Genomic DNA, 23,552 nt, shown 5'->3' with positions numbered 1-23,552 from the left:
ATTTAAGTACAGCTACTGTAAATTTTAATTAATCAGTTATATTTCTGGTTTGCAATAGGGGGGATATTATGCCTCTCTGCCAAATCATTATCATATGATGAAGTAAAAATATAAATATTCCTGATAATTCAAAAATTACCTGCACGGTATTACAATAAAAGCCCTGTTTTAAGGGCTTTTATTGTAATTTTATTTACATGGTTTACAAATTACCCCTAAGTTCTTGTTCGCGCTCTATGGCTTCAAACAGGGCTTTAAAATTACCCGCACCAAATGAGCGTGCCCCTTTGCGTTGTATAATCTCAAAAAAAACGGTTGGCCTGTCTTCAACAGGTTTAGTAAATATTTGTAGTAAATAACCTTCGTCGTCGCGGTCAACCAGTATACCTAGTTTTTTAAGGGGTTCAAGGTCTTCGTCAATATGGCCCACACGCTCGGTTAAAGTATCGTAATAAGTAGTTGGTACGGTTAAAAATTCAACACCACGGTTTTGCAGTTGGGTAACTGTTTCAACAATGTTGTGTGTAGCCAGTGCAAGGTGCTGTACGCCTTCGCCTTCGTAATAATCAAGGTATTCTTCAATCTGGCTCTTCTTTTTACCTTCTGCGGGTTCGTTTATCGGGAATTTAACGTAGCCGTTTCCGTTGCTCATTACCTTGCTCATTAAGGCAGAGTATTCGGTAGATATGGCTGTATCGTCAAACGTGAGTATGTTACGGAAACCCATAATATCTTCGTAAAAATTAACCCATTGGTTCATTTTATTCCAGCCTACGTTGCCCACGCAATGGTCTACATACAATAAACCGGCTGGCTCGGGGTTAAAGTGCGATTCCATTTTTTTGTAGCCCGGTAAAAAGGCGCCTTTGTAGTTTTTGCGCTCAACAAAAAGGTGTACCGTTTCGCCATACAGGTAAATACCGCTTGTGCGTACTTCGCCGTCCTCATCGGTCATGGTTTGCGGCTGCTGAAAAGGCTTTGCACCACGGCTAACAGTTTGCTCAAAGGCATCATAAGCATCATCAACCCAAAGGGCAAGTACCTTTACGCCATCGCCATGTTTTTTAATATGCTCGGCAATAGGATGATTTGAATGCATGGGCGTGGTTAGCACAATACGTATTTTACCTTGCTGCAATACGTAAGATGCCCTGTCGCGCAGGCCGGTTTCGGGCCCGGCATAAGCCAGATTTTGAAAGCCGAAGGCAGTTTTATAAAAATGGGCAGCCTGCTTAGCATTACCTACGTAAAATTCTACGTAATCGGTACCGTTAAGGGGTAAAAAGTCGTGGGTGGCTCCCTCTAAATCTCCCCCAGTAGGGGAGACTTTTTGAAATGTTGTTGTTTCCATAGTGTTTGTGTTGTGCTATATGTTTTAAAGGTGATGTGGTTTTTTAAAGCCCTCCCTTCGGGGGAGGGTTTGGGTGGGGCTACTGCCAGCTTTTGTAATAATTTTCGTCCTCAATTTTTAAAGCCTCTTCGGTTATCATCAGCGGGTTAAAGGGGTCAATCATCACAGCTAATTCCTGGGTTGCTTCTTTACCTATTGATTTTTCGGCCAGGCCAGGGTGAGGGCCGTGCGGAATGCCGCCGGGGTGCAGGGTTATTTGCCCTTTTACTACATGTTTGCGGCTCATAAAGTCGCCGTCTACATAATACAAAACCTCGTCGCTATCTACATTACTGTGGTTGTATGGCGCGGGTATTGCCAGTGGATGATAATCGTATTTGCGGGGTACAAAGGAGCATATCACAAAATTGTTTCCCTCAAAGGTTTGGTGTACGGGCGGTGGCTGGTGCAGCCTACCGGTGATGGGTTCAAAGTCGTGAATGGAGAATGCCCAGGGGTAATGAAAGCCGTCCCAACCTATAAAATCGAAGGGATGCGTGCCATAGATGTAGGGGTATATTAAGCCTTGTTTTTTAATACGTATCTTAAAATCGCCATGCTCATCGTGGGTTTGCAGGTTTTGCGGCCTGCGTATGTCGCGTTCGCAATAGGGCGAATGCTCCATTAGCTGCCCGTATTGGTTGCGGTATCGCTTTGGCGAACGGATAGGGCTAAAGCTTTCGATAATAAACAGGCGGTTATCGGTGCCGTCAAACTCCAATTGGTAAATGGTGCCGCGCGGCACAACCAGGTAATCGCCATAAGCAAACAGGATGTTACCGAAACCTGTTTTTAAAGTGCCGGAGCCTTGGTGAATAAATATCACCTCGTCGGCCTGGCTGTTTTTATAAAAATAGTCAGTCATGGAGTTGCGTGGCGCGGCGAGCGAAATATGCAGATCCTGGTTAACCAGTACGGGTTTTCGGCTTTGCAGATAATCGTCTTCGGGCTGTACATTAAAACCGATGAGGCTGGTATGTTTAAGGTGCTTTGCGCGGGCTATTTTAGGTTCAACCGAGTAAGGTTCGCCAAGTTCTTTAACAATGGTTGGCGGATAGCAGTGATAAACCAGGGAATAAAGGCTCGAAAAACCTTCGGTAGATACCAGTTCCTCGGCATACAATTCGCCATCCGGTTTGCGGAAAACGGTATGCCTTTTGGGCGGAATAGTACCTAATGTGTGGTAAATAGGCATAATGCGTTATTTTTAGGTTAATAAAAGTAAAACGGGTTTGAAAGCTATTGGTAATACTTTCTGCGATAGGAGGGGGGCTGCTGAAGCTGCAAATAGAAGTTATAAAGCGATAGCTTTATAAAGGCCAAACTTTAAGGGCATCAGCAAAACTTAAAGCGAATATTGGGCGAAAATGATTTTAGTAAGCATAGCATATCTGAACGACGAAGCCACATTTGTTGAAATGAGCCCTTGTTTAAGATATTGATACTTATTGAAGTTCATAATTGGTTTAACAAAGTTATGCGGAATAAGTTGATAATGCAAACTTAAAATTTGAACTGATATTTGTGTACATACTTTTAAAATGTATAGCTTTGAGTAACCAACACCAATTATAATTTTATGAAGTTAGTATCCTACAAAACAGAGGAACAAGAGCATTTAGGTGTTTTTGTGAACGGCCATATTTATAATTTACATAGCTGCGATAAACTGATACCCGATAACATGCGCGATTTTTTGTTTGAAGGTGAGGAGTTGATGGAACATGCCAAACGTGTTAACGAGGATATACGGGCAGGCAGGTTGCAGGCAAGGGAGGAGTTTTTTTACGAAATAACTGCTCCGGTTGCGCACCCAACATCGTGCCGGGATGCTTATGCCTTTAGGCAGCATGTTGAAACCTCACGGCGCAACCGCAAGGTGCCCATGATACCCCAGTTTGACCAATACCCTGTGTTTTATTTTACTAACCATAATGCCATACAGGGCCCCGGCGATATTGAGTGCATGCCCGACCATTTTGAGAAACTGGACTTTGAACTGGAAGTTGCCGTTGTGCTCAACAAAAAAGGCCGGAACATTACAGCCGCCGAAGCCGATAGCTACATAGCCGGTTTTATGATAATGAACGATATGAGTGCCCGAACCCTGCAAATGGAAGAAATGCTGCTCAACCTGGGCCCTGCAAAAGGCAAGGATTTTTCGACAGTAATTGGCCCCTGGCTGGTAACACCCGATGAGCTGGAACAATATAGGGTACCGCCTAAGGATGGGCATACTGGCAATGCGTACAACCTGAAAATGAAATGCTGGGTAAACGGCATAGAAGTATCTAAAGGCTCGATGGCTGATATGGAGTGGACCTTTGCCGAAATTATTGAACGCTGCGCCTACGGCTGCGATGTATTACCCGGCGACGTAATAGGATCGGGCACGGTTGGTACCGGATGCTTTTTAGAACTAAATGGTACGGGCTTATTAAACGATGCCAATTACAAGGCGCAATGGCTGCAACCCGGCGATATTGTTGAAATGGAAGTTACCGGCCTGGGCGTTTTAAGCAATACCATTATAAAAGCCAAAAGCAATTTTTCTATCCTGAATTTAAAAAAGGGAACTGAGGTGCTGGAAAGTTGATAGGATATATCAAAAGTACATTTACAAGCCAGTAAAAATATGAGTTGGCTGTGTGACCTTTGTGTTCCTCTCTCTGTTCTCTCTGTGGTAAAAGTTAACCACAAAGGGTACCGAGGTTTTGCACAAAGATTCACAGAGCTTTTTAAGCAAATTTTATGGTGTTTACTTAAACAGTTTTACACTTTCTATACAGGCTTAACTTATATCCCTAAAACGGCTTTGAGTTTAACGTAGCCGGTTTTGCTTACCGGTATTTTTGCTCCCGATTTTAAGATGGCTAAATGTGCATCTTTTTCGTAAGGATCGATACGGGTAATTTGTTGTACGGCTAATATGTATGACCGGTGTACGCGCACAAACTGCCGGGGGTCTAAAGTTTGTTCAAAAAAGCTCATGGTTTTATTTTTCAGGAACGAGCCCTCCTGCGTGTGGATGCTTACGTAGTCGTCATCTGCTTCAAGGTATTGCACATCCTGTACGGGTATAATTTTTACTTTGGTGCCTGTTTTAACCACAATACGCTCATGCTGCGCCGGTGACGCTGATACTATCGAGTTTAGCATCTCACCGGCGGTTTTTTGCGCTTGTGCCGGTGTGGCCTGGCTTAACCATTTTTCAACAGCTTTGGTAAAACGCTCTTTGCTAAATGGTTTTAACAGGTAATCAACAGCGTGGGTTTCAAAGGCTTTAATGGCATATTCGTCAAAGGCGGTGGTAAATATTACGGCGGGTGGGTTTTCTACCAGTTCGAGCATCTCAAAGCCGTTAATTTTGGGCATTTGCACATCTAAAAAAATCAAATCGGGCTGGTGCTGGTTAATGGCCTTTACACCCTCAAAGCCATCGCCGCATTCCTGCAAAACTTCTATCTGCGTAAACTCCATTAAATACTCCCTTACAATTAAACGGGCCAGGGGTTCATCGTCAATAATTAAAACTCGTTTCATGCCTGGGGTATTTTAATAATGGTAGTATATAAATTGTCTTCTGCATGTGTTTCCACCAAATCGTTACGGGCAAACAACAGGTACAGGCGGCGTTGTACACCGCTTAAACCAAAACCTGTACCAGCCCTGGGGCGGGTTGTTTGTGCATCGTATGGGTTTTGCACCATCAAAACTAAGTAATTATCGCTAACCTCGGCACGTATACTAATAGTTACGGCTTCAATAGTGTCGTACAATCCAAATTTAATACTATTTTCTACAATGGGCTGCAACAACATTGCGGGTAATAAAGTAGTGCCGCTTTTGCTATCGCAACTTATCTCGGTTATTAAACGGTGGCCAAAACGTACTTTTTCAATATCGAGGTATAATTGCAGGTGCGCCAGCTCTTCGGCTAAGGTTACGGGTTCCTGGTCGTCTTTTTTAAGGGTGCCCCGCAAAAAATCCGACAGTTGGTGTATCATTTTACGCGCCTCGTCCGGGCGGATGCCAATGAGCGCGTTTATTGAATTCAAGCTGTTAAACAAAAAGTGCGGCTGTAACTGCTGGCGCAGGTTATACAGTTCGGCTTCGCGGGCCAGGCGCTCGGTATCGAACTTGCGCTTCTCGGTTTTTTTCTGATCCAGTTGACTGTAAAATATAAAACTTACCATGGCCATGCACCCAACGGCAAGCAAATCAATAAAAAAACGAATGGCTAACGACCGGGTAAGGAAGTCTTTATAAATCTTATCATTAATAATGATGGGCAACAACCACCTTGCAATACCAATACACAGGCCCGATAGCGCACCACACCACACCACCAGGTTAATATAGCCTTTGGTGCCGGGCTGGTAATAACGCAAGTTGTTATTAATAAGCCAGCAGGCTGCGGTTAAAAGTAGCGTATTAGCCGCAGCATCTGTTGCGGCTATATACCCGTTAAAGCCAAAGCTGTAAATAACATAGGCCTGCAATGCAGCCCACACCAGCACGCAGGCCGCCAGTGTGAAACTTATTTTTGAGTATATAGCCGAATGATTTGCCAAAGTAACTATTTAACAGAATGAATGGTTGGCTTTACTTAAAAGCGATGATTTATGGTAAATAAAATATTGTTTTTAGCTAAATTAATAGCTGCGTATTTCAACACCTGCAAAAATGGATGTGCCCGTTATCATCAATACCTTATCACTCGCTACATTGGTTTTTTGCTTGCGCTTATCATCAAAACCGGCAAACAAGGATACCATATCCGATGTTACGTGCCAGTGCGGCGGAACCAGTAGTTTAATGCCGCCGAATATCTGGGTAACATCAATTACTACGCGGCCATTAATATCGGCCTGGGTAAAATCAACCTCGGCGCCGCCAAATATGTTGATGATTTCGCCACCCTTAAAGTTTTTAGATAGGATGGTTTTATTGGCGCTGCCAAAAATTGAAGTAGCGTCAAGGTAATCTTCGGTATAGTCGTTTTTTATTTTCGAATAATTAATGTCGCTGTAATCAGTAAACGGCTGTTCTTTTACCGGCTCGTCGGGGTTAACTTTTTTATCCCAATCAAATTGCGCGTTCCAGCTTTGTGAGTCGGCCCATTTGTCTTTATTGAGTTTGCCTGCCCGCTTGTACACCCACTTTTCGTTACGTTTTAATATCATCAATATGCCTATGCCGATGATGATAACAGGCCCTATTAAATTTTGCAGGTTTGCGCCGGGGATAATATCATCTAATAAAATGATGGTACCTAACACAATTAAAATATAGGAAAGCGGGTTACGGAAATTGTGTTTGGCGCCACTATACAAGCCGAGCGCCAAAAATAGCGACCCCCACGAAAATACCCAGTGAGGGAGTATGTAATTACCCAGTTGTTGTAGCAGCAGCATACCGCCCAATACCAATAGTATAAAGCCCGCAATTACTTTACCATTGTTACGGCTTTGCGGTTGTTGTTTTATATCGTTTTGCATTTGTTGTGTCTGTATAAAAATATTACTGAACCAAAAGTAAGGTAACATTTATACCTGTACAAACCAAAGTTGGCGATAGGCTTTCAATTTTCGGTAAGGGTGGTTATTTTGTCGGTAAAAAATTCAGATAAATATATGATACCACCTAAATGCCTAATTTTAGAGCTTTAACTTTATGGATAGACATATTATTAACAGTTCCACCAACCCATACTCTTTATTTCGCAAGCAATTTGGTACCATCATGCAATTATACCCTGCGTGCAACTGCTTATTTTGATTATGAAGACAAATGACGACAGTGCCCCGAGAGAGAACTATTTTTAGTGTTAACCATTACAGGGCACAATTAATGCAAGGCTTTTCGTTTTAAAAGGCCGCCGGTGGTATCGTCAATACTTTGCTGAACGATGAAAGCTTTAGGGTCTATCCTCAGTATCTCGTTTTTTAAGGATGGTATTTCTAAGCGCGTAGCTACGGTAAATATAATGTCGCGGGCGTCGTTTATCTGGCCGTCTTTTCCGTAGCCGCTTTTGCCTTCGTAAATGGTTACGCCGCGGCCCAGGTTTTCGGTAATGGCTAAACGTATTTCTTCGCTATGGGTTGATATTACGGTTACGCCGGTGTATTGCTCAATGCCGTTCAATATAAAATCGATCATTTTTGAGGCGGCCAGATAAGTAAGGATAGAGTACAAGGCCGATTCGATCCCCAGCAAAAACGCGGCTGCCGAAAATATCACCACGTTTAGGATGAGGATGATATCGCTCACTTTGGCTACCTGAGTTTTTTTGCTTACCAGCAGGGCGGCTATTTCGGTACCATCAAGCACGGCACCGCCCCGCATGGCCAGGCCAATACCTACGCCTATAAAAAAGCCGCCAAAAACGGCTGTGAGTAATTTATCATGAGTTACATCGGGGAATTGGATAACTGCCAGGCAAACCGATAACCCGGCAATGGCCAACGTACTCCTGATAGCAAAGTTTAAACCCAGCTTGCGGTAACCCAGCCACAAAAAGGGAACGTTGATAACAAATATAAGGATGGAGATGGGCAGGTTGGTAACATCCGAAAGTAACATAGAAATACCTGTAACGCCACCATCAATAAAATGGCTGGATAGCAGGAAACCTTTTAAACCCATACCGGCGGATAGTATGCCCAATGAAATTAATATGGTATCGCGGATGGTAGTTTGGGTTTTCATATTTAAATATTGATTTTTTAGAGAGAGATTTGTCAACTTTTTAAAAGTTGACAAATCTTTAAAGAGCTTTAAAGAACTTTTACTTCACTACCATTTGTACCGTGTTGCGGCTAATTTGCTCCAGTAAAATGGTTTTGTCGGTTGTTAGTTGTTTCAATAAATCGGTTTTATAGTGCCTTACGGTGATGAGCGATAGCTGATTGTTGTATTTAATGCTGAAGTTTTGTTTTAATGCTGTTGTTAGTTTTTCAAAACGCTCGGTATCATCGTCAAAACAAACGGTGAAGCTTACTGCCGATGCCTGCATAATGTTTAGTTTGATGTGGGTTTTGGCAAACAGGCCGAAAATATCGCTCAGGTGCTCTTCGGAAATAAAGGAATAATCTTTAGTGGATATGGATAGCAAAACCTGGTTTTGCTTTACAATAATTACAGGCGTGTTGAAGGTAATAAAATCGGTTTCTGTGATAATGGTGCCCGGTTCATCAGGATGCATAAATGGTTTTACCAGCAAAGGTATCTTTGCATTTTGCAGCGGCTTTATGGTTTTGGGGTGGATAACGCTGGCACCATAATAGGTCATCTCGATGGCTTCGGCATAGGATAGCTGGTCGTATTTTACGGTGTCGGTAAAAAGTTTGGGGTCGGCATTGAGTACGCCTGGAACATCTTTCCAGATGGTTACCGATTGCGCGTTAAGGCAAGCTGCGAAGATAGATGCCGTATAATCAGACCCTTCGCGCCCAAGCGTTGTGGTAAAGTTTTCGGATGTGCCGCCCAAAAAACCGGGCGTTACTACCACGCCTTTTTGTAATAGCGCGGGCACGTCATGCTGAATGCTTTTGGTGGTTTTGGGCCAGTCAACCTTGCCCTCGCGGTAGGTGTTATCGGTATGGATATAGCCGCGCACATCAAGCCATTGGCTGCTAGCGCCTGTTTTGTTAAGATAGGCGTTAACAATGCGGGTTGATACCATTTCGCCGATGGATACAATTTGGTCGTATATAAAGTCGAATTCGTCTTGCGGTTCATCTTCAATGGTCCATTCAATTTCCACAAAGGTATTGGCTATTTCGTCAAAAATGGGGTGGCCAGGTTCAAAAAGCTGGTGTAAAATATCGTAGTGATATTGTTTAATTTCATCAAAAAGGCTGTGCATTTCATCGTTTTGCTCAACATAGGCACGGGTTAGTTTTTCGAGTGCATTAGTGGTTTTACCCATTGCCGATACTACGATGAGCAACTGCTTATCGGGGCTATTGCGAACTATTTCGGACAGATTAACGATACCGGGAGCATCCTTAACCGATGCGCCTCCAAATTTAAATACCTGCATTATTTAATATATTGACTAATTACGGTGTTTGGCCGCAGTAATTGTTTGATTGATGAATAGGGGATAAAGAGATCGGTTGTTCCCGCGTTGTAGGGCTTAATTTCGTAAAGATTGTAAAAAAAGCGGATGCCGATTGGTGTGATGGCAAAGTTATGAGTGAGCGAGAATTGGTTGCCCTTAAAAAAATAATCGCGTGCCAGTGATGAGGTATCTTTAAGGTTTTCTTGTTTGCGGAATATTTTTTCGGCAATGGCGGTTAATTGTTGTTTGCCAGGGTTGGTAAACAGGCTATCTAAAATTATAGGCTTTTGTGCCCTGGTGTTCCAGTTTGTAAATTTTGTTAGGGCAATGGGGTGTTTGTTACCGGCAAAGCTTGAGCCATCAATCTGCACAACGGCCAGGCTGGAATCCTGCCTTAAAACTTTGGCCGATAGGTTGAGCTTAAATACTTGTTTGGCCGTTTTTTTTACTTTTTTCCATGCCTCAAAAGAGGTGATGAAATTTTTGGCCATAGTTTGCAGGCTATTATCCGGGTCGCCGTCAAACAACTTAATTATGCTTAATTTAAGGGTGTCGTTTAAAGCATCCTGGTTGGTAAACTCCGGATATTTTATTTTTGCGGTGGCACAGGCCGTATCGGGCTTATTACCGCAATTGGCAGCTTGCTCGTTTACAACCTGGTAAGCATATTTAAGGGTATCGGTAGTGATGTTTGCCACCGGTTTTTTTGCCGAATTGTTAAAACAAGCCGAAAGAAATAATGCTGCTGCCGCGATAATTAATAACCTGCTTTTACTCATGATGGATAAATATTTAATTTATGGGTAGCGATGCATTGAGCCACCCCGCCTCTAAGCCGGCCTGGTATTTATTGTAAAAATCAATAGCGGGTTGGTTCCAATCTAACACCTGCCAAACCATGCCGCTATAGCCCAGTTCTTTAGTTTGTTTAACCACGGCATCAAACAAAAGTTTGCCAATGCCTTTGCCGCGCATGTTTTGGGTTACTAAAAGGTCTTCGAGGTAAATACGGCGGCCTTTCCATGTTGAGTATCGCGTGTAATACAAAGCAAAACCAACTATATAATCGTCAACTTCGGCAACAAAGGCTTTCCAAACAGGTTGTTGGCCAAAGCCGGCTTCTTTAAATTCGGCCAGGCTTACTACAACTTCGTGGGGGGCCTTTTCAAATACGGCAAGTTCATTCACCAGTTCCATCAAACGGGCACAATCGCCAATTTTGGCAAATCTTAATTTTACTTCCATTGCGGGTTTAATTGTTTTTAAAGTGCTTAATTACCCTTTGGCCAAATATGGTGCTGCCCAGGCGTATCAGGGTGCTACCCTGCTCCAAGGCAATTTGATAATCGGACGACATGCCCATAGAAAGTTCTTTAAAAAAATCGTCTTTACGAAAAAAACTCAACTTAATGCCATCAAAAAGCACACGCAGCTCGTGAAACTCGTCGTTTATCTGCTTTACTACTTCGGTATTAGTTGCAATGCCCATGAGGCCCGTAATGCGTATGTTTTTTAATTCGGCGTATTCGGGTGAGCGTAGCAGCTCAATCAGTTCGTCGTAACTTAAACCAAACTTAGTTTCCTCGTCGGCTATGTAAACCTGTAGCAGGCAATCAATAACGCGGTTGTTTTTGAGCGCCTGTTTGTTAATTTCCTGCAAAAGCTTCAAACTATCAACCGATTCGATAAGGCTGATAAAGGGAGCAATGTATTTAACCTTGTTGGTTTGCAGGTGGCCAATCAGGTGCCACTCAATGTCTTTAGGCAATGCCTCGTATTTTTCAACAAGCTCCTGCACCTGGTTTTCGCCAAATATACGCTGGCCGGCATCGTAGGCTTCCTGCAAATCAGCAACGGGTTTGGTTTTTGATACCGCTACCAGTTTGGCTTTGCTTAACTTAATTTCGCTATTTAAATTTTTAATATTATCTGCAATACTCATTAATCCGTAATTTTACCCAATAATGTTGCTAAATTACAGAATGCGTTTTTATTTGATCTTGTTTTTTTGCGTTGGATTTTTATTTACTTCATGTAGCGACGGAAAAAAAATCCCGTCGGACGTAATTCCCGAGCACGATATGGCCGAATTGCTTACCGATATACATATTGTAGACGGTAGCCTTTACGACCTGCCGCAAATGCCGGATACCCTTTCAAAACACGGAATGGGGCTTTATTTGGCTGTTTTTAAGGTACACCACGTGGATACCACTCTGTTTAAAAAGAGTATTAAATTTTACTCAACCCGGCCCGACCTGCTGGGCGAAATATATACAGGTATTACCGAAAGGCTGCAAAAAAAAATAGATTCGTTGCAGAAACATAAACCCAAAATGAACCAGGATTCGCTAAAAAAGGCGAATGTTAAACGCGCTGCCGATTCAATTAAAACAGCAAAGGCCCGGCTAAAGCTCGATTCGGCGCAGCGGGCGAAGGGGCAGCGGACGCTTGATTCGTTACAAAAACGATCTAATTTGCTGCGCGCCCCACAAAATTTAAAAAAACCTAAGAGATTAGTACATGTTGTACCCCTTTAACAGTGTTGATAAGCTTGGCTTTACCGAAGTAAAGGAGCTTATAAAAACACATTGCCTGAGTGTTATGGGCCAGCAAATGGTTGATAAGATACAGGTGATGTATAATTACGACCTCATCCGTAAGTTTTTAAGCCAGGCCAGTGAGTTTAAAAATATATTGGAGAATGATGCGCCGCTACCCATACATCATTTTTTTGATATTAAGAGCCTGGCCAACAAAACCCGTATTGAGGGTGTGTTTTTAAGCGAGGAAGAATTTTTCCAGGTGCAGGCATCGCTAACAACGGTGTTTGCCGTGATTAGCTATTTTAACGAACGCGAAGGCCAATACCCTGATTTAGAAGCGCTGTTTGAACACCTGCCGATAGAGAAAATAATACTGAAGCATATTGACCGTGTGATTGACCAAAAGGGTAAAATACGCCCCAATGCATCGCGCGAGCTGATGGATATTACAGCCGGTATTGCCAAGGCCGAGCAGGAGGCCCGCCGCAAAATAGACCATATTTTTAAAGCTGCAACCGGCAACGGATGGACAGCCGATGGCAGTTTAACCATTCGCGATGGCAGGCTTTGCATACCCGTACTGGCCGAAAATAAGCGTAAGCTAAAGGGCTTTATCCATGATGAATCGGCCTCGGGGCAAACGGTTTATATGGAACCCGAGGAGGTGTTTACGTTGAATAACCGCATACGCGACCTTGAATTTGAACGCCGCCGCGAAGTGGTTAAAATACTAACCGCTTTAACCGACGAATTGAGGCCATACGCGCCCTTGTTGTTATCATACCATAGTTTACTCACCAAGCTTGATTTTGTGCGCGCCAAGGCTTTGTTTGCCATTGATGTAGACGCCGCCATGCCCATTGTGAGTAACGATGCCAGAATAAAGCTGATTAATGCGCGCCACCCTTTGTTGATGCTCAGTTTTAAAAAGGAGCATAAAACGGTTGTGCCCTTAAACGTACAAATTGACGATAGTAACCGAGTTATTGTGGTTAGCGGGCCCAATGCGGGTGGTAAATCTGTCTGTATGAAAACGGTTGGCTTGCTGCAAATGATGGTGCAGGCTGGTTTGCTTATTCCGGTTTCGGAGTTTAGCGAGGTTGGAGTGTTTAAGCAGATATTTGTTGACATTGGCGACGACCAATCGATAGAGAGTGATTTGAGTACCTACAGTGCCCACCTATCAAAAATGAAGCACTTTGTGGAGAACGCTAACGGCAAAACGCTGATTTTGATTGATGAATTTGGCACAGGGACCGACCCGCAATTTGGTGGGCCGATAGCCGAAGCGGTGCTGGAGTCGTTAAACCATAAAAAGGTGCGGGGTATGGTAACTACGCACTACAGCAACCTTAAAATTTTTGCCAGCAATGCCGAAGGTTTAGAGAACGCCAGTATGCTGTTTGATAACGTGGAGATGAGGCCGCTGTATATGCTGGAGGTGGGTAAGCCCGGCAGTTCGTACGCGTTTGAGATAGCGCAAAAAATTGGTTTGCCGCAAAATGTACTTAACCTGGCCCGCAATAAAATTGGGGTTAACCAAAAAAAGGTTGATACTTTACTGGTTGACCTGGAACGCGATAAAAAGGAGTTTTACGATTCGAAAGTTGCGTTGGAGAAGCAGCAGCGCCGCGTTAATGCCCTGCTTGAAGAGAACGAGAAGCTAAAAACTTACTACGAAGAAAATAGGCGCACCCTGATAAGCGAAGCCAAACAGGAAGCTAAAAGCATTATACTGAATGCCAATAAACTGGTTGAAAATACTATTAGCGAAATTAAAAGCAACCAGGCCGATAAAGATAAAACCCGCGACCTTCGCGAAAAGCTTAACGCGGAGCTTGTTAAAAACACGGTTAAGCCCGTTGCCCCTAAAGTGGTGGCTACAGACGAAATTAAAATTGGCGATTGGGTGAAGCTAAACGACAGCGAAACTACCGGCCAGGTAATGGAAATAGCTCGTGATAACCTCATTATTGCCATTGGCGACTTGCGCACGGTTGCCAAAAAAACACGGGTACAAAAGGTGAGCAAACGCGAGGTGCCTAAAGAGATACGACGCGGCTATACCAGTACCGATTCGGTAGCCAATTTTAGTCCGGAGATTGATGTGCGTGGTAAGCGGGGCGAGGAAGCACTTTACGAGATAGAAAAGTATTTAGACAAAGCGATAATGATGGGATTCGGCACCCTCAAAATTATCCACGGCAAAGGCGATGGCATACTACGCAAACTGATACGCGAGTATATGAAAAAATACAAAGAGGTTGACCGCATGGAAGATGAACACGCCGACAGGGGTGGAGATGGGATAACGTATGTTTATTTGAAGTGAGGTAGGGGGGCTGGCTGGCACAAGTGCAATGTCATTAAGTTAAGCGATAAATAACGCAAATTATTTGATATGGATCCAGCAGAATTATTAGAGAATTTCATCAAGTTATTTGAAGATTATAAAGACAATCTCAAAGTTTTAAATTATTTGATTGAACATGACATGATACACCCATCTTTTGAGAAAAGATATATTTTAAATAATGACGATTTTCCATTTACAATAAGTGATATGATTCGGAAAAACGATAATGTGGTAGAGTTTTATTTAGAAGCGGCAAGCGGATGTCCTTATAAAGGTGAAGTTATTTTTGATGGTCGGTGGTGTCTCAAGTCGTTTCGTTTTCAATGTCAAGGTTGTTTTGGAGATGATAGTTTATGCAATGTATGCGGCAGTTCTGGATGGGGCGTTTTATAGATGTCTGAACCAGAATTTGTAGAATTTAAGAATGGGCAGAATGTTTTTGTGATGTTCACATTTGTAAATTTTGGTAAAAGGATTTAAAAAATTTCTTACAATATCCCCCCTTGCCAATTTTGAAGGATTGAATGACTGAAGGATTGAATATAAATAGAAGTATGGTTTGATGACTGACAAGGTGAAACTAAAAGCTGATAATTAACAAAAACACAAATTTATTTCTTACAATATCCCCCTCGGCGTGTACTGTCCTGGGCCGTTGCAATTGTTAATTGTGAGGGCTATCTTCGGGATGAAATTAAAATGATTTGAAAATGCGTGCTTTTTATAAAACCGGATTAATTGTTATTGCCCTTTTTGCCTTTTTGCAGGCGAGTGCCCAAAAGGTTGTTGGCTTTAAGGATGAGCATATTGGCTACATGGGCCGCATTGCTTACCAGGCTGATGCGGCTAAGGTGTTTTGGTCGGGCAGTTATATGCTAATCAATTTTAGGGGTACCGAAGCCAGCGTGACCTTAAAGGATGAGCGTGGCGATAATTATTTCAACATTATTATTGATGGTAAGGTAATTGTGTTGCACCCCGATGCCCAAAAGCGCACCTACCAACTGGCTAAAGGTTTGGCTAAAGGGCCGCATACTTTAATGATATTTAAACGCACCGAGTGGGCCGATGGTACCACGCTGTTTTACGGTTTTCAGTTTAATGATGGTGCCGAATTGTTGCCATTACCGCCAGCCAAGAAACGAAAGATTGAGTTTTATGGCGATTCGATAACCTCGGGCTATGGGGTTGAAGATTTTGACGGTGGTAACAACTCGTATTTGCCGCCTTATAAAAACAACTACATTACTTATGCTGCCTTAACAGCAAGGCATTTTGATGCGCAATACTCCTGCATCAGCAAAAGCGGCATAGGCATTACGGTGGGTTATACCGACATGACGATGCCCGAGCTTTACGACCGGCTTGACCCTAACGACCCTAACAGCCGATGGGATTTTGCGAAATATGCGCCCGATGTGGTAGTGGTTAACCTGTTTCAAAACGATGCCAGTATGATGAGGCAGGCAGATAGACCGCAATTTAAGGCCCGCTTTGGCGATCAGCAACCATCGCAGGAGTTTATTATCGAAACTTACCGTAAGTTTATCCAAAGCATCCGCAGCAAATACCCTAATGCGCAAATTATATGCGCCCTGGGCGATATGGATGCCTGTAAAGAAAGCCTGCCCTGGCGCGGATATGTTGAAAAGGCAGTTTCCCGTATGAAGGATAATGCTATTACTGCCCACTTTTTCGCCTATAAAAATACTCCCGGCCATCCCAGTGTAGAAGAACAACAAGCAATGGCAGATGATTTAATAAAGTATATAACCAATACTGTGAAATGGTGATTGAGTTATTGAATATTAGTTATTGGGTTATTTAGTTAGTAAGTTATTGGGGATTAAATGGGGGGATAATAGTTATTAAGTTATTGGATAGAACCTTGCATGTAAATAACAAAAGAGGAATAAACAGCACGGGTGATATTCCTCTTTTGTTATTCTTTTACAACAGTTGGTTGGTTTAAGCACCGCCTACCTTTTGCTGTTCGGGCATTTCGTTGGGGCCAGGTATTTCGGGGCTGTTTGAGCCATAGTCGGGGCCGTGCTGGTCTTCCTCTTTATAATCTGCCTTGCCGGGGTGGTTGGTATTATCTTTTTCGCCTTCGCTTTGCTGCTCTGCCTTATCGTCCTCGTCGGGCGTTGATGATGTTGGCGCTTTGTAGTCAGGTTGCCCTTGCTGCTCGGGGCTTTTAAAATTGTTGTTTTCTGGCCGCTCTTGTGCAGGTTCGGTGCGGGCAAAGTAGCCGTTACTATAACCTGCGTTTCGCGATGGGTTAGCCGGGTCGTCGCCGGTAGGCGGGTTGCTGGTTCCGCCAAACTGCTGGCCGCCCGTGCCTTCGCCTTCCATACCGGGGGCATTGGCATCCTTCATTTCGCCGCCAATAATATAGTTACGTTTAAGGCTCGCCTCGTCGGCATTGCCATCATCATCAACTCGGTATGCATTTGGCTTGGTATCTTTATCCTGTTGTTGAACATCGTTTGGCGTGCTCAATAACTGCTCATCTTTTAATTCCATAGGTTTTAAATTATGTTATACTATACTAATAGTTAATTTTATTAATTGTTTTAGTTGAGGGATAGTTTTGTTGGCGGGGCGGCAGGGTTAACAAAGCTTTGATAAAGGTGTGTAACAATTCCGTTTGTATTGTTAATTTCGCATAACCAATTTGCAACTATATGAATAAGGTTGTTTCCAACGCCGATGAGGCTATCCGCGATATTACCGACGGCATGACACTGATGTTAGGTGGTTTTGGTTTATGCGGTTTGCCCGAAAACTGTATAGCGGCCCTGGTAAAAAAGGGTGTAAAGCAGCTTACCTGCATATCAAACAATGCCGGTGTTGATGATTTCGGTATTGGCCTGATGCTTAAACAGCGCCAGGTTAAAAAGATGATATCATCGTACGTGGGCGAAAATGCCGAATTTGAGCGGCAGCTATTGAGTGGCGAACTGGATGTAGAACTCATCCCGCAAGGTACACTGGCAACCCGTTGTATGGCAGCAGGCTATGGCATGCCCGCCATTTTTACCCCCGCAGGTATTGGTACCGAAGTTGCCATAGGCAAAGAGGTGCGCAACTTTAACGGCAAAGATTATTTAATGGAAATGGCCTTTGATGCCGATTTTGCCATAGTAAAGGCCTGGAAGGGCGATACAATGGGCAACCTGATATACCGCTCAACAGCCCGCAATTTTAACCCTGTTATGGCTATGGCGGGTAAAATTACCATTGCCGAGGTTGAAGAACTGGTACCCGCCGGTCAACTCGATCCGGATAATATACATACCCCCGGTATTTACGTACACCGCATTTTTAAAGGTGTGGACTACGAGAAACGGATAGAGCACCGGACGGTGAGGTAGTTTTAGTCTGTAGTCGTTAGCCCAAAGTCTTTAGTATGAAGTCGTCGTAAGCCTGTAGTCGTTAGTCTGGATTCTAAGCAATAAAGCTCTCGGATTTGTTATAGCTTAATCACTACTCTCGACTAACGACTATGCGGCTCAATATCTCAAAGAATTAACGACTTCGGACTCCAGACTAACTACTCCAGACTTTAAACTAATTTTCTTTATCTGAAATATTTCAAAACATTTAAGAAAATTTATGCTTGTATTAGTATGAATACCTGAATGGAAAACTCTTAAATAAACAGAAGTTATGACAACGATAAATCAAGAATCCTGGAACGATCAAAACGACCAGTTAAGGAATGATGCATTAAGACATGAACGTGATGAAGACATGCGCGATGATGATATGACTGTTGATTCGCGTATTTCGGACTCAAGGCTGCCCAAACACGAGTATAACCTTGACGACGATGAAGATGACCAAAACCTAAGCGACGATAGTATTAAAGGGCGCGACCTGGATACCGATGGCGGTGATGAATGGGACGAAGGCAATGTGAGTACCACTGATTTGGATGAAGAGGACCTTGAGGATAATGATGAGGCTATGGCCGAACTTCACGAGGTTAAAAATGATAAATTTGGTAGCCTTGCATCCTCTGTTCAAAACGGACCTGACCCCGACGAGATACCCGAAGAACACCAGGCCGATGAAAACGAATTGGATTACCCCGATGATGATGAGCTTGAAAAAGGCACAGATAACGAGGTGAATTATACCGAGGGTACCGAAGTGGAAGCCCCCGATGAAACCGAAGCTCCCGAAAAAGCGGCTACACTTGGAGATGTTGACTCAACCTTTACCGATCAATCGCACGGGCGCACAAGCGGCAGATTGATAGATCATGAGCCAGGTTCGGGTTCTTCGGGCGGCGAACATGGTGCTTACAATTTGTAACATTAATTGATATTTATGATAAACAAAGGCTTATATATGGGCCTTTGTTTATTTAAAGGTATTCACAATACAACTATACGCAATGTAAACCATTTGGCAGGGGCAAAGCATACAATGGGTAAGCATTACTCTATTTCCAGTCGCTGGCCTTTGGCATGCTGGTTAGTATAATTTTAACTGGTTTGCCAACCAGCCTGCTCAATTGCTTTTGCTGACTGGTTAAGGGCTTATCTCTCAGGTTTGCAATTGCGCCGGGAAGGTATTTTTCCAGGGCCTTATGGTCCAGGTGTTTGATAACCTCGTTTTTATCCACCTTAACAAACGGGTCTATGGATGTTTCTTTAACCTGCTGTAAGGTGCCCAAATCTAAACTTACATAGGTTATTTGCAAAGGTGCTTTAACTAAAATGGTATCTTTATTGCGCTCAATAATGGTATGCACGGAATCGGCCAGGTTGATGTGAAAGCCAATCTTCCCAAAAATGGTTGTAGATACCGATTCTTTGCTGGTAAAGGTTTTAAAATAGGTACGCTGCTGGCTCTCAATATTGTTTAACAAAAAGCCTTGTTCCCAAATTACCAGTTTGGTTACGCCGCGTAGCTGTTGCAAACTAAAATTGTACTGTCGGTTATCGGCAATTTCAACCGCTTTTAAGCGTAACAGCCAGCCAAGGGCCACAAACACCAGCAACACAACTAAAATGTAACGTTTACGGATATGCATTGTACCAAATTTACGATGTTACCATGGTAATATAACGCATAATAATATAATTGTTTTGTTTGTAGAAGGCACCACAACAAAAAACCCGACAATGTTAGTTGCCGGGTTTTAGTTATATGGGGTTGATGAGTTAAATCAATTTTTCATCATTTTTAAAAATGCAGCCAAACGGGTCTTCATTTCGCGGCGGTCAACTATAAAGTCTAAAAAGCCATGTTCCTGCACAAATTCTGCTGTTTGGAAACCTTTAGGCAAATCTTTCTTAATGGTTTCTTTAATAACACGTGGGCCGGCAAAGCCTATTAGTGCGCCAGGTTCGGCAATATTAATATCGCCAAGCATGGCGTATGATGCCGTTACGCCGCCGGTAGTAGGGTCGGTTAACAGTGATATATAAGGTATTTTGGCTAGTGATAACAGAGCAAGTTTAGCCGATGTTTTTGCCATTTGCATTAACGAGAATGCAGCCTCCATCATGCGGGCACCGCCCGATTTGGATATCATGAGGAAAGGTATTTTGTTTTTGATACAATAATCAATTGAGCGGGCAATTTTTTCGCCCACAACCGAACCCATCGAACCGCCGATGAAGTTAAAATCCATACAGGCAACAACCAGGTCTTGTCCGTTAATTTTACCATGCGCTGCGCGGATGGCATCCTTAAGGCCGGTTTTTTCCATGCTCTCTTCCAGGCGTTCGGTATATTTTTTGGTGTCAACAAAATGCAGAGGATCGCCCGATATTAAATTGGGGAACAACTCTTCAAACTCATTATTATCAAACAATACCGAAAAGTACTCTTTGGAGCCTATGCGTAAATGATAGTTGCAATAGTGACAAACATATTGATTTTCTACCTGCTCGGAGTAATGAAGCGGCTTTTTACAGTTCGGACACTTGTTCCAAATTCCGTCTGGTGCTTCTTTCTTTTCTTCGGTAGTAGTTATAATCCCTTTGGATTCTCTTTTAAACCACGCCATTACTGTGTCTTTCTCTTTCAATTGGCTACAAAGATAGTAGTTAATAGTTAATAGGGAAATAGTTAATTGATATATAAGGTTAATGCATCAATACTTATATTGATACTGTAAACAGCGTTACATTGATGTTTTTATCACCTAATATCACAATAACAATTAACTATTTTCCAATTAATTTTTAACTTCGGAACGAAAACCAAAACATTGAACATGGACTTAAAAAATTATAAAGGCGTATTGCACGGAGACCAGGTGCAGGAGATGTTTGAAGCAGCAAAAAAACACCAATTTGCGCTACCTGCAGTTAACGTAATTGGCACAAACTCTATTAATGCGGTTATGGAAACTGCCAAGGCGGTTAATTCGCCGGTAATTATACAATTGTCAAACGGTGGGGCGCAGTTTTATGCAGGCAAATCGTTAGATAACTCTAAACTGCAAGCTTGTATTTTAGGTGGTGTATCGGCTGCAAAGCACGTACACTTATTGGCCGAGCATTATGGAGTTGCTGTTATTTTACACACCGACCACGCCGCTAAAAAATTATTACCGTGGATTGATGGTTTGTTAGACCATGGTGAGAAATTTTTTGCCGAAACCGGAAAGCCTTTATTTTCGTCGCACATGCTCGATCTTTCGGAAGAACCGATTGAGGAGAATATAGAAATATCTGCCAAATACCTGGAGCGCATGGCTAAAATGGGTATGACGCTTGAAATTGAATTAGGTGTTACAGGCGGTGAAGAAGACGGCGTTGATAATTCCGACGTTGATAGCTCACGCTTATATACCCAACCCGAAGAAGTTGCTTATTCGTACGAGCATTTATTAAAGGTTAGTCCGCGTTTTACAGTGGCAGCAGCTTTTGGTAATGTACACGGCGTTTACAAACCTGGTAACGTTAAATTGCAACCTAAAATTTTACACAACTCGCAAGAGTACGTGAAGAATAAATTTGGCTTAACTGCCGAGAAACCAATAAACTTTGTATTTCACGGTGGTTCTGGCTCAAGCCAGGAAGAAATTCGCGAAGCTATATCATACGGTGCCATTAAAATGAACATTGATACCGATATGCAATGGGCATTTTGGGAAGGCATTAAAGATTACTACAAATCTAAGGAAGGCTACCTGCAAACCCAAATTGGCAGCCCGGAAGGTGAAGATTCGCCAAACAAAAAATATTACGACCCACGTGTTTGGTTGCGTAAAGGCGAAGATACCTTTGTTAAGCGCCTAACTTCGGCTTTTGAAGATTTGAACTGTTTAGATGTAAACAGCAAGTTGTAACTAAAACAACGGTTAGCCCAAAGAAGCCGGTAGTACCGACTAAAAAAAAGGCCTTTACAGACAATAGATAAAAAAAGGGGTAGAAAACTAAATTTTCTACCCCTTTTTTTGTGCTTTTGATAAATTAGATCCGGTACATTACCGTTGCTATCTTATCATCCTCACACAACCTTTTTATTTGATGAGATGCTTTAGTTGGATAATTTCGGCTTCTTCCAAATATCTCCAACGGCCGCGGGGCAAATCTTTTTTGGTTAGGCCGGCATATATGGCACGGTCAAGCTTTACCACATCGTAGCCAAGGCTCTCAAATATTCGGCGCACAACACGGTTTTTACCGCTGTGTATCTGTATGCCAACTTCGCGTTTTGAAGCTCCGGTTACGTAAGATACCGAATCTGGTTTAATCAAACCATCTTCCAGTTCAATACCATAGCCAATTTTATTTAAATCGCCCTGTGATAAGCTTTTATCCAGCTCAACGTGATATAACTTACTGATGTTGCTTTTTGGGTGCGATAACTTATCGGCCAAGTCGCCGTCGTTGGTCATCAATAATAAACCTGTTGTGTTACGGTCAAGGCGGCCAACCGGATAAATGCGTTCTTTGCTGGCTTTATCAACCAGGTGCATAACGGTGCGGCGTTCTTGCGGGTCTTCGGTGGTGGTTATATAGTCTTTTGGTTTATTGAGCAATACATAAACCATTTTTTCGCGTTTCAGGGTTTCGCCATTGTAACGTACCTCGTCTTTATAAGGGTCAACCTTAAAACCAAGTTCGGATATCACCTGGCCGTTAACCGATACAACACCGGCTACAATCAACTCGTCGGCCTTGCGGCGCGAGCAAATACCAGCGTTTGATATGTAACGGTTAAGCCTTATTTTACCTTTATCCGGGTCCTGTGTAGATTTTTTACGGCTACGCATTGTACGGTCGGGCTGCTCGTCGGCTGCCGAAAAACCTTCACGGGTTGAACGTTGTGGTGGTTTTACCGTTCTTTTTGGTTCGCGATTATAAGGTACTGTTTTTTTGTCTTTGTTATCGTCTTCTTTACGTGCGCGGAATGGTCTTGAATCTGTTCCGGCTGCAGTAGTTTTACCTTTAAAGCCGCCTTCTTTTTTAAAACCACCTTCGCGTGGTGGGCGGGTGTCGCCGGTATCTCTGGTTCCGTAAGGTTTACGGCTAAAGCTTGGTGCATCGCCGCTTGCTTTTTTAAAGCCGCCTTCGCGCGGTGGCCTGCTATCGGGAGCCGAATCGCGGGTGCCGTAAGGTTTGCGTTTAAAATCTGATGCGCCTTCTTTTTTAAAGCCGCCTTCACGTGGTGGCCTGCTATCGGGAGATGAATCTCTGGTGCCGTATGGCCTGCGGCCTGCTCTTGGCGAATCACCGCCTTCGGCTTTTTTAAAGCTGCCTTCGCTTTTTGGTGGCCCCTGGTTAAAATCGCGGGTGCCGTAAGGTGATTTTTTAAAATCTCCGGTTGGCTTGTTAAAGTTTTTGTTGAATGACTTTTTTTCGCCATCAAAACTTTTCTTCGGGCCATCATTTTCACCCTCAAACTTTTTAGGGCCTGCTGATGTGGAACGTGGGCGTGATGAAGATGTTGTTCTTTTTGATTTGTCGGGTCCGCCGTTAGAAGTTCTGCGGGATGTGTTGTTGGATTTGTCGTCGCGACTGTTTCCTGATTTTTTAAATGCCATATTGAATGATTAACGCTGTCTCAGCGGGTCTGCAAAATTAAGGTATTTCAACTACAACAACAAGTTTTAAATATGGGTTGTTTTAGGCAGAATAGGGGTACCGCGCAAAGCCAAATTGTAGCAAAAAACATACAAAATTGAGGGGTGGGCAAGCAAAAAAATCATTTTTTTAC

Annotated in this window: 22 protein-coding genes; 8 read left to right on the top strand and 14 right to left on the bottom strand. The window is 43.0% G+C overall.

Annotated features, from left to right (window positions below; genetic code table 11):
- Nucleotides 1-202: 202 nt before the first annotated feature.
- Entirely contained in the window at nucleotides 203-1,351 is a 1,149-nt protein-coding gene (gene hppD / locus BDD43_RS28375; protein ID WP_121201590.1) for a 4-hydroxyphenylpyruvate dioxygenase, read from the bottom strand.
- A gap of 79 nt (nucleotides 1,352-1,430) precedes the next feature.
- Nucleotides 1,431-2,585, bottom strand: a complete 1,155-nt coding sequence (locus BDD43_RS28370; protein WP_121201589.1) for a homogentisate 1,2-dioxygenase — start codon at nucleotides 2,583-2,585, stop codon at nucleotides 1,431-1,433.
- Between the two features lie 384 nt (nucleotides 2,586-2,969).
- On the opposite strand from BDD43_RS28370, the gene BDD43_RS28365 reads away from it, so the two are divergent.
- Nucleotides 2,970-3,986, top strand: a complete 1,017-nt coding sequence (locus tag BDD43_RS28365; RefSeq protein WP_121201588.1) for a fumarylacetoacetate hydrolase family protein — start codon at nucleotides 2,970-2,972, stop codon at nucleotides 3,984-3,986.
- A gap of 200 nt (nucleotides 3,987-4,186) precedes the next feature.
- On the opposite strand, the gene BDD43_RS28360 is transcribed toward BDD43_RS28365, so the two are convergent.
- From BDD43_RS28360 to BDD43_RS28325, 8 genes are all read right to left on the bottom strand, one after another.
- On the bottom strand, nucleotides 4,187-4,933 hold the full coding sequence (locus BDD43_RS28360) for a LytR/AlgR family response regulator transcription factor (protein WP_121201587.1): 747 nt from the start codon (nucleotides 4,931-4,933) through the stop codon (nucleotides 4,187-4,189).
- Nucleotides 4,930-5,964 carry a sensor histidine kinase gene (locus BDD43_RS28355; protein ID WP_246001814.1) on the bottom strand — a complete coding sequence of 345 codons (1,035 nt, stop codon included), beginning with the start codon at nucleotides 5,962-5,964 and terminating at the stop codon, nucleotides 4,930-4,932. The genes BDD43_RS28360 and BDD43_RS28355 overlap by 4 nt, the downstream gene beginning before the upstream one ends.
- Nucleotides 5,965-6,045: 81 nt before the next feature.
- On the bottom strand, nucleotides 6,046-6,891 hold the full coding sequence (locus tag BDD43_RS28350) for a LiaF transmembrane domain-containing protein (RefSeq protein WP_162847187.1): 846 nt from the start codon (nucleotides 6,889-6,891) through the stop codon (nucleotides 6,046-6,048).
- 349 nt (nucleotides 6,892-7,240) lie between these two features.
- Entirely contained in the window at nucleotides 7,241-8,101 is an 861-nt protein-coding gene (locus BDD43_RS28345; protein WP_121201585.1) for a YitT family protein, read from the bottom strand.
- Nucleotides 8,102-8,180: 79 nt separating this feature from the next.
- On the bottom strand, nucleotides 8,181-9,437 hold the full coding sequence (locus BDD43_RS28340) for an aspartate kinase (RefSeq protein ID WP_121201584.1): 1,257 nt from the start codon (nucleotides 9,435-9,437) through the stop codon (nucleotides 8,181-8,183).
- Entirely contained in the window at nucleotides 9,437-10,237 is an 801-nt protein-coding gene (locus tag BDD43_RS28335; protein WP_121201583.1) for an RsiV family protein, read from the bottom strand. Before BDD43_RS28335 ends, BDD43_RS28340 begins: the two co-directional genes overlap by 1 nt.
- Nucleotides 10,238-10,250: 13 nt before the next feature.
- Complete coding sequence (locus BDD43_RS28330; RefSeq protein WP_121201582.1) at nucleotides 10,251-10,703, bottom strand: GNAT family N-acetyltransferase; 453 nt, start codon at nucleotides 10,701-10,703, stop codon at nucleotides 10,251-10,253.
- Nucleotides 10,704-10,710: 7 nt separating this feature from the next.
- Nucleotides 10,711-11,400, bottom strand: coding sequence for a YggS family pyridoxal phosphate-dependent enzyme (locus tag BDD43_RS28325; RefSeq protein ID WP_121201581.1), 690 nt, complete (start codon nucleotides 11,398-11,400; stop codon nucleotides 10,711-10,713).
- 40 nt (nucleotides 11,401-11,440) lie between these two features.
- Here BDD43_RS28325 and BDD43_RS28320 point away from each other — a divergent pair, with 40 nt between their 5' ends.
- The 4 genes from BDD43_RS28320 (at nucleotide 11,441) to BDD43_RS28305 (ending at nucleotide 16,153) form a co-directional block, all read left to right on the top strand.
- Nucleotides 11,441-11,998, top strand: coding sequence for a DUF4296 domain-containing protein (locus BDD43_RS28320; RefSeq protein WP_162847186.1), 558 nt, complete (start codon nucleotides 11,441-11,443; stop codon nucleotides 11,996-11,998).
- A complete protein-coding gene (locus BDD43_RS28315; protein ID WP_121201579.1) occupies nucleotides 11,982-14,336 on the top strand; it encodes an endonuclease MutS2 in 2,355 nt (784 codons plus the stop codon). The genes BDD43_RS28320 and BDD43_RS28315 overlap by 17 nt, the downstream gene beginning before the upstream one ends.
- Nucleotides 14,337-14,405: 69 nt before the next feature.
- Entirely contained in the window at nucleotides 14,406-14,753 is a 348-nt protein-coding gene (locus BDD43_RS28310) for a hypothetical protein (RefSeq protein WP_121201578.1), read from the top strand.
- A gap of 317 nt (nucleotides 14,754-15,070) precedes the next feature.
- On the top strand, nucleotides 15,071-16,153 hold the full coding sequence (locus tag BDD43_RS28305) for an SGNH/GDSL hydrolase family protein (RefSeq protein ID WP_121201577.1): 1,083 nt from the start codon (nucleotides 15,071-15,073) through the stop codon (nucleotides 16,151-16,153).
- Nucleotides 16,154-16,328: 175 nt separating this feature from the next.
- Here BDD43_RS28305 and BDD43_RS28300 read toward each other — a convergent pair whose 3' ends face one another.
- Nucleotides 16,329-16,886, bottom strand: coding sequence for a hypothetical protein (locus BDD43_RS28300; RefSeq protein ID WP_121201576.1), 558 nt, complete (start codon nucleotides 16,884-16,886; stop codon nucleotides 16,329-16,331).
- Nucleotides 16,887-17,047: 161 nt separating this feature from the next.
- Here BDD43_RS28300 and BDD43_RS28295 point away from each other — a divergent pair, with 161 nt between their 5' ends.
- Complete coding sequence (locus BDD43_RS28295; protein ID WP_121201575.1) at nucleotides 17,048-17,737, top strand: CoA transferase subunit A; 690 nt, start codon at nucleotides 17,048-17,050, stop codon at nucleotides 17,735-17,737.
- Nucleotides 17,738-18,032: 295 nt separating this feature from the next.
- Nucleotides 18,033-18,683 carry a hypothetical protein gene (locus BDD43_RS28290; protein WP_121201574.1) on the top strand — a complete coding sequence of 217 codons (651 nt, stop codon included), beginning with the start codon at nucleotides 18,033-18,035 and terminating at the stop codon, nucleotides 18,681-18,683.
- 130 nt (nucleotides 18,684-18,813) lie between these two features.
- Here BDD43_RS28290 and BDD43_RS28285 read toward each other — a convergent pair whose 3' ends face one another.
- Nucleotides 18,814-19,407 carry a hypothetical protein gene (locus BDD43_RS28285; protein ID WP_121201573.1) on the bottom strand — a complete coding sequence of 198 codons (594 nt, stop codon included), beginning with the start codon at nucleotides 19,405-19,407 and terminating at the stop codon, nucleotides 18,814-18,816.
- 135 nt (nucleotides 19,408-19,542) lie between these two features.
- Nucleotides 19,543-20,388: an acetyl-CoA carboxylase, carboxyltransferase subunit beta gene (gene accD / locus BDD43_RS28280; RefSeq protein WP_121201572.1), complete on the bottom strand. Its 846-nt coding sequence runs from the start codon at nucleotides 20,386-20,388 to the stop codon at nucleotides 19,543-19,545.
- A 210-nt stretch (nucleotides 20,389-20,598) separates the two neighbouring features.
- On the opposite strand from accD, the gene fbaA reads away from it, so the two are divergent.
- Nucleotides 20,599-21,678 carry a class II fructose-bisphosphate aldolase gene (fbaA, locus tag BDD43_RS28275; protein ID WP_121201571.1) on the top strand — a complete coding sequence of 360 codons (1,080 nt, stop codon included), beginning with the start codon at nucleotides 20,599-20,601 and terminating at the stop codon, nucleotides 21,676-21,678.
- A 174-nt stretch (nucleotides 21,679-21,852) separates the two neighbouring features.
- Here fbaA and BDD43_RS28270 read toward each other — a convergent pair whose 3' ends face one another.
- On the bottom strand, nucleotides 21,853-23,379 hold the full coding sequence (locus tag BDD43_RS28270; protein ID WP_121201570.1) for a pseudouridine synthase: 1,527 nt from the start codon (nucleotides 23,377-23,379) through the stop codon (nucleotides 21,853-21,855).
- Between the last annotated feature and the right edge of the window lie 173 nt (nucleotides 23,380-23,552).

Source organism: Mucilaginibacter gracilis, from assembly GCF_003633615.1.
GTDB lineage: Bacteria > Bacteroidota > Bacteroidia > Sphingobacteriales > Sphingobacteriaceae > Mucilaginibacter > Mucilaginibacter gracilis.
The sequence above is the reverse complement of the archived record's forward strand: the minus strand, read 5'-3'. Positions and strand labels throughout refer to the sequence as shown.

Excerpts from the sequence above, each read along its gene's own strand:
- BDD43_RS28365 (WP_121201588.1), top strand. The coding sequence starts at position 2,970 with ATGAAGTTAGTATCCTACAAAACAGAGGAACAAGAGCATTTAGGTGTT.
- BDD43_RS28320 (WP_162847186.1), top strand. The coding sequence starts at position 11,441 with ATGCGTTTTTATTTGATCTTGTTTTTTTGCGTTGGATTTTTATTTACT.
- BDD43_RS28350 (WP_162847187.1), bottom strand. The coding sequence starts at position 6,891 with ATGCAAAACGATATAAAACAACAACCGCAAAGCCGTAACAATGGTAAA.
- BDD43_RS28330 (WP_121201582.1), bottom strand. The coding sequence starts at position 10,703 with ATGGAAGTAAAATTAAGATTTGCCAAAATTGGCGATTGTGCCCGTTTG.
- BDD43_RS28300 (WP_121201576.1), bottom strand. The coding sequence starts at position 16,886 with ATGGAATTAAAAGATGAGCAGTTATTGAGCACGCCAAACGATGTTCAA.
- fbaA (WP_121201571.1), top strand. The coding sequence starts at position 20,599 with ATGGACTTAAAAAATTATAAAGGCGTATTGCACGGAGACCAGGTGCAG.
- BDD43_RS28290 (WP_121201574.1), top strand. The coding sequence starts at position 18,033 with ATGACAACGATAAATCAAGAATCCTGGAACGATCAAAACGACCAGTTA.
- hppD (WP_121201590.1), bottom strand. The coding sequence starts at position 1,351 with ATGGAAACAACAACATTTCAAAAAGTCTCCCCTACTGGGGGAGATTTA.
- BDD43_RS28345 (WP_121201585.1), bottom strand. The coding sequence starts at position 8,101 with ATGAAAACCCAAACTACCATCCGCGATACCATATTAATTTCATTGGGC.
- BDD43_RS28360 (WP_121201587.1), bottom strand. The coding sequence starts at position 4,933 with ATGAAACGAGTTTTAATTATTGACGATGAACCCCTGGCCCGTTTAATT.
- BDD43_RS28310 (WP_121201578.1), top strand. The coding sequence starts at position 14,406 with ATGGATCCAGCAGAATTATTAGAGAATTTCATCAAGTTATTTGAAGAT.
- BDD43_RS28370 (WP_121201589.1), bottom strand. The coding sequence starts at position 2,585 with ATGCCTATTTACCACACATTAGGTACTATTCCGCCCAAAAGGCATACC.
- BDD43_RS28340 (WP_121201584.1), bottom strand. The coding sequence starts at position 9,437 with ATGCAGGTATTTAAATTTGGAGGCGCATCGGTTAAGGATGCTCCCGGT.
- BDD43_RS28305 (WP_121201577.1), top strand. The coding sequence starts at position 15,071 with ATGCGTGCTTTTTATAAAACCGGATTAATTGTTATTGCCCTTTTTGCC.
- BDD43_RS28295 (WP_121201575.1), top strand. The coding sequence starts at position 17,048 with ATGAATAAGGTTGTTTCCAACGCCGATGAGGCTATCCGCGATATTACC.
- BDD43_RS28285 (WP_121201573.1), bottom strand. The coding sequence starts at position 19,407 with ATGCATATCCGTAAACGTTACATTTTAGTTGTGTTGCTGGTGTTTGTG.
- BDD43_RS28325 (WP_121201581.1), bottom strand. The coding sequence starts at position 11,400 with ATGAGTATTGCAGATAATATTAAAAATTTAAATAGCGAAATTAAGTTA.
- BDD43_RS28315 (WP_121201579.1), top strand. The coding sequence starts at position 11,982 with ATGTTGTACCCCTTTAACAGTGTTGATAAGCTTGGCTTTACCGAAGTA.
- accD (WP_121201572.1), bottom strand. The coding sequence starts at position 20,388 with ATGGCGTGGTTTAAAAGAGAATCCAAAGGGATTATAACTACTACCGAA.
- BDD43_RS28335 (WP_121201583.1), bottom strand. The coding sequence starts at position 10,237 with ATGAGTAAAAGCAGGTTATTAATTATCGCGGCAGCAGCATTATTTCTT.
- BDD43_RS28270 (WP_121201570.1), bottom strand. The coding sequence starts at position 23,379 with ATGGCATTTAAAAAATCAGGAAACAGTCGCGACGACAAATCCAACAAC.